Consider the following 15,884-nt stretch of genomic DNA (forward strand, 5'->3'; position numbering starts at 1 on the left):
TCCTTCACGCAAGCAGGAGACCGCCAGTGCAGATATTCCGACTGATTGGACCCGTTGCCGCTCTGTGTGCTTCGCTGGCCGCCGCGCCGCTGGCCGCCGAAACCGATCCGGTCAGCCATTTCACGCTGGACAACGGCATGGATGTCGTCGTGATCGAGGATCACAGCGCCCCGGTCCTGCAGCACATGGTCTGGTACCGGGCCGGCGCCGCGGACGAGCCCGTGGGCTCGACCGGCGTGGCGCATTTTCTGGAACATCTGCTGTTCAAAGGCACCGACACGCTGGCACCGGGTGAATTTTCTGCCACCGTCGCTGCCAATGGCGGACAGGACAACGCCTTCACCAGCTACGACTACACCGCCTATTACCAGCGCGTCGCCGCCGACCGGCTGGAACTGATGATGCGCATGGAAGCCGATCGGATGCGGAACCTGCGCTTGAGCGAGGAGGACATCGCCACCGAACGCGACGTGATCCTCGAAGAACGCAACCAGCGGGTCGAGAACGATCCCCGCGCGCTCTTCAACGAACAGATGGCCGCATCCCAGTACCTGAACCACCGCTATGGCGCCCCCGTCATCGGCTGGAAGCACGAGATGGAGGCGCTGGACCGGACCGATGCCCTGTCGTTCTACGAGACCTACTATTCCCCCAACAACGCGATCCTGGTGGTTGCGGGAGACGTCACACCGGACGAGGTGCGCACGCTGGCGGAGAAGTACTATGGCGTGATCCCGTCGAACCCCGACCTTCCGGAACGGGTCCGTAGCCAGGAACCGCCCCAGACGGCAGCCCGGCGTCTGACCTTCAAGGATCCCCGCGTCGCGCAGCCCTACATCAACCGGTCCTACCTTGCGCCCGAACGCGACAGCGGCGACCAGGAAAAGGCCGCCGCGCTGTTGCTGCTGGCGAACCTCCTGGGCGGGGGTCCGACGGGCTTTCTTGCCGACAGGTTGCAGTTCGAGGACCAGATCGCCGTCCATTCCGGCGCTTACTACGGCGGCACTTCGCTGGATGATGCGACCTTCGATCTGATCGTCGTCCCGGAAGACGGCGTTTCGCTGGAAGAGGCCGAAGCCGCAATGGACGCGGCGCTGGCCGAGTTCATGGAGAAAGGTGTCGATGCCGAGCATCTGGAGCGGATCAAGACACAGGCCCGCGCGTCCGAGATCTACGCCGGCGACAGTCTCGACAACCTGGCAAACCGCTATGGCCGCGCGCTGACGACCGGGCTGACTGTCGAGGACGTTCAGGCCTGGCCCGAGGTGCTGCAGGCGGTGACGCCCGAAGATATCATGGCCGTCGCGCACGAGGTCCTGCGTCCCGAGGCGTCGGTGACGGGCTGGTTGATGCGCGCCGACCCGTCCAAGCAGGAACAGGAGGTGACGCAATGAACCGGGCTTTCACCTGGATACTGGCGGCCGCCACGGCCGTGATGATGGCGATGCCCGCGCTGGCCGCGGTCGAGATCGAGGAGATCGAGACCCCGGGCGGCCTGACCGCGTGGCTGGTCGAGGATCACAATCACCCCTTCACCGTTCTGGAACTGCGGTTCCGCGGCGGCTCGTCTCTGGACGCGCCGGACAAGCGTGGGGCGGTCTACCTGATGATGGGCCTGCTTGAAGAAGGGGCAGGCGAACTGGACAGCCGCGAACATGCCCGCGCGCTGGAACGGATCGCGGCGTCGGTCGATTACGATTCCTCGGACGACGAGGTGACGATCACCGCGCGGTTCCTGACCGAAAGCCGGAGCGAGGCGATGGCCCTGCTGCACGACGCGATCCACGATCCGCATTTCGATGCCGACTCCATCGAACGTGTACGGCGCCAGGTTCTGTCGTCGCTGTCGAACGACCTGAAGGACCCGAACGCGATTGCCGGGCGGGCCTTTTCCGAGATGGCCTATGGCGATCATCCTTATGGCAGCCCCGGCGAAGGCACGATCGAAAGCGTGTCGGCCCTGACGCGCGAGGATATCGTGGCGGCGCACGAGGCCGTCTTCGCCCGTGACAGGGTCTATATCGGCGCCGTGGGCGACATCACCGCGCCCGAACTGGCGACGGTCGTCGATGACCTGCTGGGCGATCTGCCCGACACCGGCGCGCCGCTACCCGGCCCGGCCGACGTCGCGCTGGAAGGCGGGGTTACCGTGGTGCCCTTCGCCACGCCGCAATCGGTCGCCTATTTCGGCCACAAGGGGATCGAACGCGACGATCCGGATTTCTTCGCCGCCTACGTGCTGAACCACATCCTTGGCGGCGGCGGGTTCGAAAGCCGCCTGATGAACGAGGTGCGCGAAAAGCGCGGGCTGACGTACGGCGTCTATTCCTATCTCGTGCCCAAGGATCTGGCCGCCATGTACATGGGCAGCGTCGCGTCGGGCAATGACCGCATCGCCGAGGCGATCGAGGTCATCCGGGACGAATGGGCCCGCATGGCGGAAGACGGCGTAACCCAGAAGGAACTGGACGAGGCCAAGACCTACCTGACCGGCGCCTACCCGCTGCGCTTCGACGGCAACGGGCGGATCGCGTCGATCATGCTGGGGATGCAGATGCAGGACCTGCCGACCGATTACATCGCCACCCGCAACGACAAGGTCGACGCCGTGACGCTGGAGGACGTGAACCGCGTCGCGCGTGAACTGCTGGATCCCGATGCCCTGCACTTCGTCGTCGTGGGCCAGCCCGAGGGGCTAAGCTCGACCACCGGCAGCGAAGGCTGAGGCGCCGAGCGAAGCCGCTTCCATCAAGCGGCTTCGCGGCCTTACCGTTTGCTGCCGGCCGTCATGCGGAGCATCTTGCCCATCTGCATGCTCAGGTGCCCGGATCCGCCCTGGTACAGCGCGCCATCCACGTTGATCACGGTTCCCGTGACATAAGAGGCCAGCGGCGAGGCCAGGAACAGGCACATGTTGGCCACGTCCGCTTTTTCACCCATCCGTTCAAGCGGGATCGCGGCCAGCGCCTGCCGGCGCGCCTCCTCGGTCGGAACCAGGCGCCGGGCGCCCTCGGTATCGTCGATCAGACCCGGCACGACCGAGTTGATGCGGATGCCCTCGTGGCCCCATTCCATCGCCAGCGTGCGGGTGATCTGATCCACCCCCGCCTTCGCCGCGCAGACATGGGACTGGCCTTCGTAGGGCAGAAACGCCTGCGGGGCCGAGATGCTGACAACCGACGCGCCGGGTTTCTTCAGGAACGGGTAGGCCGCCTTCATCACGTGCACGGTCCCCATCAGGTCGATCTCGACCACCGTGCGGAAGGCGTTGTTCGACATTTCGGACATCAGCGCCGGGAAGTTGCCGGCCGCGCCCGAGACCAGAACGTCGAAGTCGCCCATCTTCGCATGAAACGCCGCCAGCCCTTCGGCCACGCCATCGGGGTCGCGCACATCGAAGGCCTGGCCCATCGCCATGCCGGCGCCCATACCTTCCAGTGACTTGACCGTATCGGCCACCTTCTCCGGGTTGCGGCTGGCCACGGCCACCTTGGCCCCGTGGGAGGCGAAGGCCTCGGCAATGCCGCGGTTGATGCCGCTCGTGCCGCCGACGACGACCACCGACATGTCGGCGAAATCCAGTGTCACGCTCATGCTTTCGTCCTCACTCGCCGTAGGGAATCCAGACCGTCCGGATCTCCGTCGCTTCTTCAAGGAAGGGTCGCATGTCGCGCGACCCCCAGTCCGTGGCCTGCCCGTTGTTGACCCATGTCCGCTTCAGGTTCCCGGCCGAGGCGTGTTCGATACCCGCCGATACATCCGCGGCCGAAAACGACCACACCGCGTCCACGTCCATGTGCGAGGCCAGCACCGGCGCCAGATCGGCATGGCTCCCGGTCAGAATATTGACGGCGCCGCCCGGCACGTCCGACGTGTCCAGGACCTGGTACAGTTCCGTCGCCACCAATGGCGCGCGTTCAGGCGCGATCAGGATCGTCCGGTTGCCCATCGCCAGCGCCGCGGCCATCGCGGTGGCAAGCCCCAGCAGGGGCGCTTCCTCCGGACACAGGATGCCGATCACGCCCACCGGCGTTCGCGTCGACAGGGCCACGCCGCGCAGGGGCACGCCCGCGACGCGACCGTCGAACTTGTCGGCCCACGCCGCGGCGGTGAATAGCCGGTCGAGCGTCGCGTCGACCTCGGCCCCGCCCTGCGTCAGTCCCGACATCCGGTCGAGCAGATCGGCAAAGTCATCCGCCCGGGCGGAGATGTTTTCGGCAATGTAATACAGCACCTGCGCCCGCTGATGGCCCGACATGCCGGACCAGCCCTTGGCCGCCTGCGCCGCCTCGACCGCGTTCCGCACATCCTTGCGGTTCGCCTCGCCCACATGGCCCAAAAGCGTGCCATCGGGGGCCGCAACCGCGCGCACGTAGCCGCCGTCGGGCCGCGCCTGCTTGCCACCGATATAGAGCTTTGGCGTCCGGTCGATCCCGCTGCCGCCGATGCTGGCCGCGGTTCCGGCCTCGGGCAATTCCAGCGGGCCGGGATCATGTGCGGGCTTGGTGTAGGCCTGCAACCCTTCCCATCCGCCTTCGCGCCCGAAGCCGCTTTCACGCATCCCGCCAAAGCCGGCCGCCGCGTCGAACAGGTTGGTCGCGTTCACCCAGACCACGCCCGCCATCAGCTTCGGCGCCACGTCGAGCGCGAGGTTCACGTTTTCCGACCACACCGTCGCCGCTAGCCCGTAGCGGGTATTGTTGGCCAGTGACACGGCCTCGGCCGGGGTCCGGAAGGTGGTGGAGACGAGGACGGGCCCGAAGATCTCCTCCTGCATCAGGGGGTGGGCCGGATCCAGACCTTCGATCAGCGTGGGCGGGTAGAAGCAGCCGCCATCGGGCAGGGCCGCGGCGCTGCGGTGGATCTGGCCGTCGGTGCAACCGTCGACCATTTCGGAGATCCGGGCATGCTGGACCGGGTCCACCACGGCGCCGACATCGACGCATTTGTCCAGCGGGTCGCCGATCCGAAGCTTGTCCATTCGCGCCTTAAGCCGGGTGTGGAAATCCTCCGACACGCTTTCCTGCACGATCAGGCGCGATCCGGCGCAGCAGACCTGCCCCTGGTTGAACCAGATCGCGTCCACCAGCCCTTCGACGGCGCTGTCCAGATCTGCGTCTTCGAACACGATGTAGGGCGACTTGCCGCCGAGCTCCAGCGTCAGGCGCTTGCCCGTCCCGGCCGTCGCTTCGCGGATCCGACGGCCCACATCGGTGGAGCCGGTGAAGGCGATCTTGTCGACCGGGGCGCCGACGATCATCTCTCCCACCGCGCTGTCGCCGGTGACGATGTTGACGACGCCCTTTGGCAGGCCCGCCTGCACGCAGATCTCGGCAAACAGCAGGGCTGTGAGCGAGGTGTATTCGGCGGGCTTCAGAACCACCGTGTTGCCCATGGCCAGCGCGGGCGCGATCTTCCATGCCAGCATCAGCAACGGGAAGTTCCACGGCACGATCTGCCCGCAGACGCCCACGGCTTTGCGGCCGGGCAGTTCCGTTTCCATCAGTTGGGCCATGCCGGCGTGGTGATAGAAATGCCGTTGCACCAGCGGGATGTCGATATCCCGCGATTCCCGGATCGGCTTGCCGTTGTCGAGCGTTTCCAGCACCGCGAACAGCCGCGCGTGTTTCTGCAATAGCCGCGCGAGGGCATAAAGGTGTAGCGCCCGGCCCGGTCCGCCCAGACCCTCCCAGTCCGCTTGCGCGGCCCGGGCGGCAGAGACGGCGGCATCCAAGTCGTCCTGCGTTGCCTGACTGATGTGCGCCAGAGCGTCGCCCGTCGCCGGGTTGCGTGTGTCGAAGCCATCGCCGGGCTCGGTGAAGGCGCCGTCGATGAACTGGCCGAAGCGGCCATCATGCGAGGCGATCCAGTTCAGCGCTTCTTTCGCGCTTTCGGGGGCGGGGCCGTAGCTCATGCTTTCAAAGATCTCGGCGACACTCACGCAGCTTCTCCGCCGCATTCGCAGTTAGCTCGAAGTTTAAGCATGTCGCTTACCCCATCGGATGACGCCACTCGGCGGAATAGGCGCCGGTGACATGGTGTTCCAGTTGCCGTTCGATATCGCCCAGCAGCGACGACGCGCCAAAGCGGAAAAGATGCGGGGACAGCCAGGCATCGCCCAGCTCGTCCTTGATCATCGACAGGTAGACCAGCGCGTCCTTGGCCTTCGATATCCCGCCCGCGGGCTTGTAGCCGACGCGGATGCCGGTGGCAGCGTGATAGGCGCGGATCGCCCGCAGCATCACCAGCGTGACGGGCAGCGTGGCGTTCACGCTTTCCTTGCCGGTCGAGGTCTTGATGAAATCGGCCCCGGCCATCATCCCCACCAGCGATGCCTTGGCGACATTCCTCAGGCTCCCCAGCTCTCCGGTGGCCAGGATCGTCTTCAGATGCGCCTCGCCACAGGCGGCGCGGAAGGCGCGGACCTCGTCATATAGCGCCTGCCAGTCGCCCGACAGCACGTGACGGCGCGAGATGACAATGTCGATCTCCTCCGCGCCGGCCGCCACGCTTTCGCCGATCTCGGCCACGCGCAGGTGGAAGGGCGACAAGCCCGCAGGGAAGCCCGTGGACACGGCGGCCACGGGAATACCCGAGCCTTGCAGGGCGCCGACGGCGGGCGCGATCATGTCGTGGTAGACGCAGACGGCGCCGACGGTGATCGGCGGCATGCCCATCGCGTTCAGCAGATCGGCACGGACGGGGCGTTTCGCCTTGGCGCACAGGCGGCGGACGCGGCCGGCCGTGTCGTCGCCCGAAAGCGTCGTCAGGTCGATGCAGGTCACGGCCTTCAGAAGCCACGCGGCCTGATGGTCCTTCTTGACCGACCGGCGGCCAGGCAGGGTGGCGGCGCGGCGTTCGATGGCGGGTGTGTTGGCCTGTGCCGCGCGGACAAGTCCCATGTCCAGCGGCATGCCGGGATTGCGGGGCTCCAGATGCGCGGCGGGCGCGGTCTGATACGCCGTCTCCATGTTCATGCCGGCCTCCCTTCCGTTGCCGGAACGGTGGCACGAGCCTTGCGGCATGGCAAGGACAGGAACGCGGGCCCGGTGCGGGGCCGTCGCGGAAACGGGCCTGTCGGCATTGGCGCAGGAACAATCCCGTCGCGCCGCCGGTTGACCGCACCTGTGCCATGCCGACAGCCATCCCGACGCCAGCGGCGCTTTGCAACCGTGACGTGCAGAAGCGTGCAAGTCCGTGATGACGGCGGCGGATAAGCGCCCAAGAGTCGGGCGTTAATTTTGCGAATAATTCGCAAGAGCATTGACAGACTTGCGAGTGACTCTCATATTCAATTTGAAATGAAACGATGGAAACCCGACTCATGACTGCTTTCACTGGCCGACGCGCATTCCTTGGGGGCTTCACCGCCGCCGTGATGCTGCTGTCGCTGCCGTTCCTGTCGAAACCCGCCGCGGCCGCCGATGCGCCGCTTCAGATCGTGGCCACCACGGGCATGATCGCGGATGCCGCGCGGCAGGTCGGCGGGGACGAGGTCGAGGTGAAGGCGCTGATGGGGCCGGGGGTCGATCCGCATTCCTATCGCCAGACGCGGTCGGACATCGTGGCGCTGACACGGGCGGATCTGGTGCTGTGGCACGGGCTCTACCTTGAAGCGCAGATGGAAGAATTCATGCACAAGCTGGCCCGCAAGAACGTGGTCGTCGCGGTGGCCGAAGCGCTGCCGAAGGATGCGCTGCTGGGCCACGAGGATTACGAGGACAAGTACGACCCCCACGTCTGGATGGACCCGGGCATGTGGTCCGGTGTCGTGCGCGAAGTGCAGCGCGCCCTGACCGAAGCGCGCCCCGAGGCGGCCGGGATCTTTGCCGCCAATGCCGACGCCCATATCGCCGATCTGGGACGTCTGGATGCCTACGCGGCCGAGACGCTGGCCAAGGTTCCGGAATCGGGCCGCGTGCTTGTAACCGCGCACGATGCCTTCGGTTACTTCGGCGAGGCCTATGGCTTCGAAGTGCTGGGCATTCAGGGCATTTCCACGGAATCCGAGGCAGGGTTATCCCGTATCCGCACGCTGGTCGACCGGCTGGTCGACAGCAACATTCGGGCCGTCTTCGTCGAAAGCTCGGTCCCCGACCGCAACATGCGCGCGCTGGCCGAAGGCGCGTCGGCCCGTGGGCACGAGGTGACGATCGGCGGCGAACTTTTCAGTGACGCGATGGGCCGGGACGGGACCTATGAAGGCACCTACCTGGGCATGATCGATCATAACGTGACCACCATTGCCGGTGCGCTTGGGGCGAATGTGCCCGCGCGCGGCATGGATGGCAAACTGGCAACCGGGAGCTGACATGCTGGAACTCGCAAGCACCGACGGACATGTCGCCAGCGATACCGCACGGGCGCAAAGCCCGCTGGCCGTCCGGGGGATGACCGTTTCCTACGGGGAAAAACCGGCGGTGTTTTCCGTGGACATGACCGTGAAGGCGGGGTCGATGACCGCGATCATCGGGCCGAACGGCGCCGGGAAGTCGACGCTGCTGAAGGCCTGCCTTGGGATCGTGAAACCCCTGTCCGGGCAGGTGGAGGTCATGGGCCGTCCGCTGGCCGAGATGCGGGCAAAGATCGCCTATGTGCCGCAACGCGCGAGCGTGGACTGGGATTTCCCCACCCGCGTGATCGACGTCGTTCTGATGGGGCTTTATCGCGAGGTCGGTTTGCTGGGCCGTCTGCGCGGCGCCCATATCGACCGCGCCCGCGCCTGCCTGGATCGCGTGGGCATGGTGGCCTTCGCCGATCGCCAGATCGGCCAGCTGTCGGGCGGTCAGCAGCAGCGGGTCTTCCTGGCCCGCGCGCTGGCGCAGGAGGCGGATCTGTATCTCCTGGATGAACCCTTCGCCGGGGTCGATGCTGCCACGGAAAAGGCGATCATCGCCGTGCTGAAATCGCTGAAGGCCGAGGGCAAGACCGTCGTCGCCGTGCATCATGACCTGGCGACCGTGGGCGATTACTTCGACCATGTCTTCATGATCAACGTACGCCGTATCGCCGAAGGCCCCGTCGCCACTGCCTTTACCGCCGAAACGTTGCAGGAGGCCTATGGCGGCCGTCTTGCCGCGGCGCAGGTCGATCAGATCTCGGCCGCGCTGGCGTAACCGGGAACCGGACACATGGTCATCGATGCGCTGCTTTTGCAGCTGGGCTACAACGCCACGCTGGTCGCCGTGGGCGCCATGCTGCTCGGCGTGGCCGCGGGCATGACCGGATCGTTCCTCTACCTGCGCAAACGCGCGCTGGTCAGCGATGCGATCAGCCATGCGACACTGCCCGGCGTGGGGCTGGCCTTCATCGTGATGGTGGCTCTTGGCGCGGACGGCCGCAACTTGCCCGGTTTGCTTCTGGGATCGGCGCTGTCGGCCTGGGCCGGGCTTTTGTGCCTTGGCTGGCTGGTGCGCCGTACCCGGCTGGCCGAAGACGCGGCCATCGGTGCCGTCCTGTCCGTCTTCTTCGGTTTCGGCATCGTGCTTCTGACCGTGATCCAGACCATGAGTTCCGGCCGTCAGGCGGGGCTTGAGAACTTTCTGCTGGGCTCGACCGCCGGGATGCTGCGCATGGATGCGCTGGTGATCGCGGGCGGGGGCGCGTTGATCCTGCTGGCGATCTTCATCCTGCGCCGCCCGATGCTGGAGGTCGCCTTCGATCCCGAATACGCCGCCGCGCGCGGGCTGAACGTGGATCGGGTGGATCTTGCGATGATGGGGCTGGTGATGGCCGTGACTGTCGTCGGCCTGAAGATCGTGGGTCTGATCCTGATCGTGGCGCTGTTGATCATCCCGTCGGTCGCCGCCCGGTTCTGGACCGACCGGGCCGACCACGTGGTGCTGATCGGAGGCATCCTTGGCGGGCTGGCCGGATACACCGGGGCCGCCATTTCCGCCGCCGTGCCGAACGTGCCGACAGGGCCGATCATCGTGCTGATCGCCTTCGGCCTGTTCGCGCTGTCGCTGCTGTTCGCGCCCGGTCGTGGCGTGATGGCGGCGCTCGTCCGGCACCTGCGGTTCCAGCACCGCGTCCACCTGCGGCAGGGCCTTCTGGCGCTGGCACAGGCGCAACAGATCTATGAACCACGTACCCTGCGGCTGCTGCGCCGCGCAGGTCTCGCCCGCCCGGATGGCGTGGCGACGGAGGCCGGCCGCGCCCGCGCCGCCCGCGCCCTGCGCGATGAAAAACGGTGGGAGATCGTCCGCACCGATCCCGCCCACGAAGCGGCCGCCGCCTTCTATGACGGGCTGACCGACATTGACGCCGTGCTAACCCGCGACCAGATTGCCGAGATCGACCGCCGCATCGGTAGCCCGCAGGGAGTTTCCGCCTGATGGGTGCCGAATTCGTCCCCCTGTCGCTGCCGCCGATCCTGATCGGCACCTTCGCTGCCATCGCCTGCGCGCTGCCGGGGAACTTCCTGCTCCTGCGCCGTCAGGCCCTTATCGGGGATGCCATCAGCCACGTCGTCCTGCCCGGCATCGTCGCGGCTTTCCTTGTGACCGGCACGATCTCGACCGGGCCGATGCTGATCGGTGCCATGGTTGCGGCCGTTCTGACGGTGATCCTGATCGAACTCGTGCGCCGCCTGGGCAATATCGAACCGGGTGCCGCGATGGGTGTCGTCTTCACGGCAATGTTCGCGGGCGGGGTGCTGCTTCTGGAGCTTTCCGATACCTCCAGCGTCCATCTTGACGTCCAACATGCGCTTTACGGCAACCTTGAAAGCCTGATCTGGCTGGATGCGACGGGCTGGGGATCGCTGCTCGACGCGCAAGCGCTGCGCTATCTGCCGGTGGAGCTTCCGCGCATCGCCATCACGCTGGTGGCCGTCGCGCTGTTCATGGCGGTCCTGTGGCGGCCGCTGAAGATCTCCACCTTCGACGAAGGCTTTGCCCGCACGCTGGGTCTGCCGACCGGGTTGATCGGCCTGTCGCTGGTAACGGTCGCCGCGCTGGCTGCGGTGGCCGCGTTCGACGCCGTGGGGTCGATCATCGTGATCGCGATGTTCATTTGCCCCCCCGCTGCGGCGCGTATGATGACCAACCGGCTGGAACGGCAGGTCGCGTGGAGCGTCCTGTTCGCTACCCTGTCCGCGGTCCTTGGTTACGTGCTGGCCGGCTACGGCCCGTTGTGGCTGGGCGGGCAGGACGCGGTGAGCGCTGCGGGCATGATCGCCACCGTTTCGGGCGTGATCCTTGGCATCGCGGCGCTGTACGGCCCGTGCCGGTCCCGCACGGGCGCGCCCGAAGGCGCCTGACCTGCCCCGCTTTCTTTCCGCTTTTCCCTGCGTCGCCGCGTCGCTGGCAAAGGCTTTGACGTAAGGGTCACCCTTACCCATATTAAGATTTCCTTCTGAAACCTTAACCGCGGTTGATATGGACGTCCTGATGCTTTCCCGGACGCAGTTCGGGATTCTCGCTTCGTTTCACATGCTCTTCCCCGCCATCACGCTGGCGCTGGGATGGGTTCTGTGCGCGCTTTATGCGCAGGCGCTGTGGCAGACGGATGTCCGCGGCACCGGCGTGCGCGGCGCTGGCCTGCGCGACATGCGCCGGGTGCGGGCCTTCTGGACGCGGGTGCAGGCGCTGGCCTTCGGGCTGAGCGCGGTGTCCGGGCTGGCGCTGGCGTCACAATCGCAGGTTCTGCGCGGGGCCGAGCCGCTGATCTCTCCCCTTGCCGGCAGCGCCTTCATGGCCGCCTTCGCGTTCCAGAGCATCGGGCTCTCGCTGCTGCTGATGCGTCGCACTCTGCCGCGCCGGCGGGTGCAGGCAGCGGCCGGGCTGATGATCGCCACAGGCGCCACGCTTTGGTCGCTGGTCCTGATCGGGCTTGGCATCGGTCTGGGCGGCGCGCTTTCAGGAGTCACGATCCCGGAACTGACCCTGGCGGCAGTGCTGTCTTCGGTCCTGACGGTTGGTTGCCTGATCGCCGGGCTGACCGCGCTGCGCATCCTGACGGGGGAACGGACCCGCGCCCAGCGGGGCATGCTGCGCACCGGGCTGTGGATGGTGGCCATCGCCGCGCCGCTTCTGGTGCTGCTCTCTGCCGATACCGCGCGGCTGTCGGAAACCGCGGCGATCTGGTTCTCGCTGGTGTTGGTGGCCATGGCGGGCCTGTCCTGGGCCACGCTGGGCTTTGGCGCCACAAGCCGCTCCATGCCCGGCATGCCGCCCTATGCATTGCTGATCGGGGTCTTCTCGATCAGCTTTGCCGGCTGGCCCATCACGCTGCTGCTCTGGCACGGCGCCGTCCCGCTCGAGGCGCTGGCCCCCCTGCCGCTGCCCGCCGGCGTGGTCAGCGATCTGCCCCAGACCATGGTCGCCTATGCGGCCGTGTCGGCCCTGCTGGTGGCGTTTTTCTGCGCGGCGACGCTGGGCATGGCCCGCAACGCGGCCTCTGAACGGTCCACCCGCCAGGGTCTGGGACTGCTGCCCGCCGAATAGCCCGAACCCCCGCAAGCAAGCTGGCAGAATCGCCTCAGCCCTGCTAGGTCTAGGGGTATGGTCCACGCACACCCCAATATCGGCGATACCGCACCCCGCGCGATCATCCGCCAGTTGAACGATTCCGCGATCAACCGCATAGCCGCGGGCGAGGTGGTCGAGCGCCCGGCCTCGGCCGTCAAGGAACTGGTTGAAAACGCAATCGACGCTGGCGCGACCCGGATCACTGTCGAAATCGCCGAAGCCGGCAAGACCCTGATCCGTGTCTCCGACGATGGCTGCGGTATCCCCGCCGATGAACTGCCGCTGGCCCTGTCCCGCCACGCGACGTCGAAGATCGACGGCAGCGACCTTCTGAATATCCACACCTTCGGGTTCCGGGGCGAGGCGCTGCCGTCGCTCGCCGCGGTGGGCCGCCTGTCCATCACCAGCCGCGTGCCGGGCGAGGCCGCGTTCACCCTGTCCGTCGCTGGCGGCCAGATGGCCGATGTCCGCCCCGCGGCGCACAATCCCGGCACCACGGTCGAACTGCGCGAGATCTTCTACGCCACCCCCGCCCGCCTGAAATTCCTGCGTTCGGACCGTGCCGAGGCTCAGGCGGTCACCGACGTGATCAAGCGGCTGGCCATGGCCGAGCCCTCGGTGGGCTTCACCCTGCGCGATGTCTCGGGCGGGGCCGCGCGAGAGATCTTCCGCGCCGACGCCGAACAGGGCGATCTGTTCGAGGCGCTGTCGGCCCGTCTTGGCACCGTGATGGGCCGGGCCTTCGTCGAAAACGCCCTGCCCATCGACACTACCCGCGACGGGCTCCGCCTGACGGGGCTGGCGGCGCTGCCGACCTATTCCCGCGGTGCGGCGGTGGCGCAGTACCTGTTCGTCAACGGCCGCCCGGTGCGGGACAAGATGCTGACAGGCGCCCTGCGCGCCGCCTATTTCGACTACCTGTCCCGAGACCGTCATCCGGTGGCTGCGCTTTTCATCGACTGCGATCCCGAGCTCGTCGACGTGAACGTACACCCGGCCAAGACCGAGGTTCGCTTTCGCGATCCCGGCATGGCCCGCGGCCTGATCGTCTCCGGCCTGCGCCACGCGCTGGCCGAGGCCGGGCACCGCGCCTCGACCACCGTCGCGGGCGCCACGCTGGGCGCGATGAGGCCCGAGGAGAGCGGCCAGGCCACAGCCCGCATTTACCAGATGGACCGGCCCGGCGAGGCCGCGCGCCGCATGGCATACACCATGCAGGCCCCCGATCCCGGCTTTGCCGAGATGCAGGGCACCCTCAGCGGGCAGGTGGTGACACCCGATCCGGAGCCAGAGACCGAAGCAAGGGTCCGGCACCTGCCGCTGGGTGCCGCCAGGGGCCAGGTGCACGAAACCTACCTGATCGCGCAGACCGATGACGGCATGGTCATCGTCGACCAGCACGCGGCGCATGAACGGCTGGTCTATGAACGGCTGAAAGCGCAGATGGCCGAAAAGGGCGTCGCCGCGCAGGCTCTGCTGATTCCCGATATCATCGACCTGCCCGCCGCCGATTGCGCGCGGCTTCTGGAGATGGCCGGGGATCTGCACCGCATGGGGCTGGGCATCGAACCCTTCGGCGGAACCTCGATCGCCGTGCGCGAAACCCCGGCGATACTGGGCACCGTGAACGCCGAAGCCCTGCTGCGCGATATCCTGGACGAACTGACGGATCAGGACGGCTCGCTGACGCTGCAAGCGCGGATCGAGGCGGTGCTGAGCCGGATGGCCTGCCATGGATCCGTCCGCGCAGGGCGTCGGATGGGCGCGGAGGAGATGAACGCTCTGCTGCGCGAGATGGAGGCCACGCCGCATTCCGGGCAATGCAATCACGGCCGACCGACCTACGTGGAACTCAAGCTGGCCGATATCGAACGGCTGTTCGGACGCACATGATACAGGTGGGCGCATATCAGATCGATCCGTCGCAACCCGAAGGCCAGCTGGTGCTGGCGGGGGCAGGCCTTGCCGCGATTGTCCTGTTGCTGCTCGTTCTGGCGATCCGCGCCGCGGCCCGGTCTGCCCGGATGTCGGAACCGCTGGCCCAGCAGATGGTGCTGATGAGCCAGACGCTCCGCGATCTGGGGCAGGGGCAGGAGCAGCTTCGCGGCGGGTTGCAGCAGGTGTCGGACACGCAGGCCAACGCGCAGGTGCAGCTGGTCCAGACGGTCGAATCGCGGCTGGGCCATGTCCAGCAGCAGATGTCGGACAAGCTGTCGGGCGTGCAGCAGCAGATGGCCGACCGGCTGGCCGACAACGCGATGCGGTCGAACCGGGCGCTGACGGAACTGCACGAGAAGATGAACGCCTCGCTGACCGGCGCGTCGAAGCAGACGGTGACATCGCTCACGCAGTTGCAGGAGCGGCTGGCGGTGATCGACAAGGCGCAGGACAACATCACCAAGCTGTCGGGCGATGTGCTGAGCCTGCAGGACATCCTGTCGAACAAGCAGACCCGCGGCGCCTTCGGGGAAATCCAGCTGAACGAGATCGTGTCGAAGGCGCTGCCCGCGGGCAGCTACACGATGCAGGCGACGCTTTCCAACAACAAGCGCGCCGACTGCCTGATCCACCTGCCGAACCCGCCGGGCCCCATCGTGATCGATTCCAAGTTCCCGCTGGAAGCCTACGAGGCGCTGCGGAATGCCGAATCGCCGGCCGAGGCCAAGGCGGCGGGGCAGGGGTTCCGCACGGCCGTGCGCGCGCATGTGAAGGCGATCTCCGAGAAATACATCCTCGACGGCGAAACCGCCGACGGCGCGCTGATGTTCCTGCCGTCCGAGGCGGTCTATGCCGAGCTTCACGCCAATTTCCCGGACGTGGTGCGCGAAGGTTTCACCGCCCGGGTCTGGATCGTGTCGCCCACGACCTGCATGGCCACGCTGAACACGATGCGCGCGATCCTGAAGGATGCGCGGATGCGTGAACAGGCCGGAGCGATCCGGAAGGAACTGGGGCTCCTCCACAAGGATGTGGAACGGCTGGGCGACAGGGTCGAGAACCTCGACCGGCATTTTCACCAAGCGGCCAAGGACGTGTCCGAGATCAAGATATCGGCCGACAAGGCGGGACGGCGGGCGCAGCGGCTCGACAATTTCGACTTCGCCGAGATCGCGCCGGACGAGGATGGCCTGAAACTTTCGCCCACGGGCTCTGCCGCGGCGGAGTGACCGCGCGCCCTCGCCGGGCCCGCCCACCCACCCCGGCGCAGGCCTGACGGCCTGCTCCGCCCGGCTCGGGCGCGCGGCCTCTCCCAAGCTATTCGAATCCGTGGACGGGCGCCTGTCTTCTCTGGTCGTCAAATACCTCAGGGTCTGGGAATAGCGTCCCCGGGGCGGAAACGGCATGACCGTACGCCGAGCGGGATGATCGTGGTGCGGTGCGTAGCGACCACGGACCCCGTGGCAAGGTTCC

Annotated in this window: 12 protein-coding genes; 9 read left to right on the top strand and 3 right to left on the bottom strand. The window is 66.9% G+C overall.

All coding sequences use genetic code 11. The features are described from left to right. The first annotated feature begins 62 nt into the window (after nucleotides 1-62). Both D4754_RS02910 and D4754_RS02915 read left to right on the top strand, forming a co-directional pair. Nucleotides 63-1,394: a M16 family metallopeptidase gene (locus tag D4754_RS02910; protein ID WP_420837192.1), complete on the top strand. Its 1,332-nt coding sequence runs from the start codon at nucleotides 63-65 to the stop codon at nucleotides 1,392-1,394. Continuing rightward, nucleotides 1,391-2,725 carry a M16 family metallopeptidase gene (locus tag D4754_RS02915; RefSeq protein ID WP_121061383.1) on the top strand — a complete coding sequence of 445 codons (1,335 nt, stop codon included), beginning with the start codon at nucleotides 1,391-1,393 and terminating at the stop codon, nucleotides 2,723-2,725. The genes D4754_RS02910 and D4754_RS02915 overlap by 4 nt, the downstream gene beginning before the upstream one ends. A gap of 41 nt (nucleotides 2,726-2,766) precedes the next feature. On the opposite strand, the gene D4754_RS02920 is transcribed toward D4754_RS02915, so the two are convergent. The 3 genes from D4754_RS02920 to deoC are packed head-to-tail and all read right to left on the bottom strand — an operon-like array spanning nucleotide 2,767 to nucleotide 6,977. Continuing rightward, entirely contained in the window at nucleotides 2,767-3,594 is an 828-nt protein-coding gene (locus D4754_RS02920) for an SDR family oxidoreductase (protein ID WP_121061384.1), read from the bottom strand. A gap of 10 nt (nucleotides 3,595-3,604) precedes the next feature. Continuing rightward, entirely contained in the window at nucleotides 3,605-5,941 is a 2,337-nt protein-coding gene (locus D4754_RS02925) for an aldehyde dehydrogenase family protein (protein WP_121061385.1), read from the bottom strand. Between the two features lie 49 nt (nucleotides 5,942-5,990). Continuing rightward, on the bottom strand, nucleotides 5,991-6,977 hold the full coding sequence (deoC, locus tag D4754_RS02930) for a deoxyribose-phosphate aldolase (RefSeq protein ID WP_420837184.1): 987 nt from the start codon (nucleotides 6,975-6,977) through the stop codon (nucleotides 5,991-5,993). Nucleotides 6,978-7,378: 401 nt separating this feature from the next. Between deoC and D4754_RS02935 the strand changes: the two genes are divergently transcribed. The 7 genes from D4754_RS02935 to D4754_RS02965 all read left to right on the top strand — a co-directional run bounded on the left by D4754_RS02935 (nucleotide 7,379) and on the right by D4754_RS02965 (nucleotide 15,640). Then, nucleotides 7,379-8,311 carry a metal ABC transporter solute-binding protein, Zn/Mn family gene (locus D4754_RS02935; RefSeq protein ID WP_121061596.1) on the top strand — a complete coding sequence of 311 codons (933 nt, stop codon included), beginning with the start codon at nucleotides 7,379-7,381 and terminating at the stop codon, nucleotides 8,309-8,311. A gap of 1 nt (nucleotide 8,312) precedes the next feature. Continuing rightward, the gene (locus tag D4754_RS02940) at nucleotides 8,313-9,116 is read left to right on the top strand and encodes a metal ABC transporter ATP-binding protein (RefSeq protein WP_121061386.1); all 804 of its coding nucleotides are present in this window, start codon (nucleotides 8,313-8,315) and stop codon (nucleotides 9,114-9,116) included. 15 nt (nucleotides 9,117-9,131) lie between these two features. Beyond that, nucleotides 9,132-10,337, top strand: coding sequence for a metal ABC transporter permease (locus tag D4754_RS02945; RefSeq protein WP_121061387.1), 1,206 nt, complete (start codon nucleotides 9,132-9,134; stop codon nucleotides 10,335-10,337). Beyond that, the gene (locus tag D4754_RS02950; protein ID WP_121061388.1) at nucleotides 10,334-11,263 is read left to right on the top strand and encodes a metal ABC transporter permease; all 930 of its coding nucleotides are present in this window, start codon (nucleotides 10,334-10,336) and stop codon (nucleotides 11,261-11,263) included. The genes D4754_RS02945 and D4754_RS02950 overlap by 4 nt, the downstream gene beginning before the upstream one ends. 130 nt (nucleotides 11,264-11,393) lie before the next feature. Further along, on the top strand, nucleotides 11,394-12,449 hold the full coding sequence (locus D4754_RS02955) for a cytochrome ubiquinol oxidase subunit I (RefSeq protein WP_163025753.1): 1,056 nt from the start codon (nucleotides 11,394-11,396) through the stop codon (nucleotides 12,447-12,449). 57 nt (nucleotides 12,450-12,506) lie between these two features. After that, nucleotides 12,507-14,366 (top strand): DNA mismatch repair endonuclease MutL, encoded by a 1,860-nt coding sequence (gene mutL, locus D4754_RS02960; RefSeq protein ID WP_121061390.1) that lies wholly within the window; start codon nucleotides 12,507-12,509, stop codon nucleotides 14,364-14,366. Further along, nucleotides 14,363-15,640, top strand: coding sequence for a DNA recombination protein RmuC (locus tag D4754_RS02965; protein WP_121061391.1), 1,278 nt, complete (start codon nucleotides 14,363-14,365; stop codon nucleotides 15,638-15,640). The genes mutL and D4754_RS02965 overlap by 4 nt, the downstream gene beginning before the upstream one ends. The last annotated feature ends 244 nt before the right edge of the window (nucleotides 15,641-15,884 follow it).

The organism is Chachezhania antarctica (genome assembly GCF_003646465.1).
Lineage (GTDB): Bacteria > Pseudomonadota > Alphaproteobacteria > Rhodobacterales > Rhodobacteraceae > Chachezhania > Chachezhania antarctica.

Bases quoted from the DNA above. Each gene is read 5' to 3' on its own strand.
- deoC (WP_420837184.1), bottom strand. From the start codon at position 6,977: ATGAACATGGAGACGGCGTATCAGACCGCGCCCGCCGCGCATCTGGAG.
- D4754_RS02920 (WP_121061384.1), bottom strand. From the start codon at position 3,594: ATGAGCGTGACACTGGATTTCGCCGACATGTCGGTGGTCGTCGTCGGC.
- D4754_RS02955 (WP_163025753.1), top strand. From the start codon at position 11,394: ATGCTTTCCCGGACGCAGTTCGGGATTCTCGCTTCGTTTCACATGCTC.
- D4754_RS02940 (WP_121061386.1), top strand. From the start codon at position 8,313: ATGCTGGAACTCGCAAGCACCGACGGACATGTCGCCAGCGATACCGCA.
- D4754_RS02915 (WP_121061383.1), top strand. From the start codon at position 1,391: ATGAACCGGGCTTTCACCTGGATACTGGCGGCCGCCACGGCCGTGATG.
- mutL (WP_121061390.1), top strand. From the start codon at position 12,507: ATGGTCCACGCACACCCCAATATCGGCGATACCGCACCCCGCGCGATC.
- D4754_RS02965 (WP_121061391.1), top strand. From the start codon at position 14,363: ATGATACAGGTGGGCGCATATCAGATCGATCCGTCGCAACCCGAAGGC.
- D4754_RS02935 (WP_121061596.1), top strand. From the start codon at position 7,379: ATGCTGCTGTCGCTGCCGTTCCTGTCGAAACCCGCCGCGGCCGCCGAT.
- D4754_RS02945 (WP_121061387.1), top strand. From the start codon at position 9,132: ATGGTCATCGATGCGCTGCTTTTGCAGCTGGGCTACAACGCCACGCTG.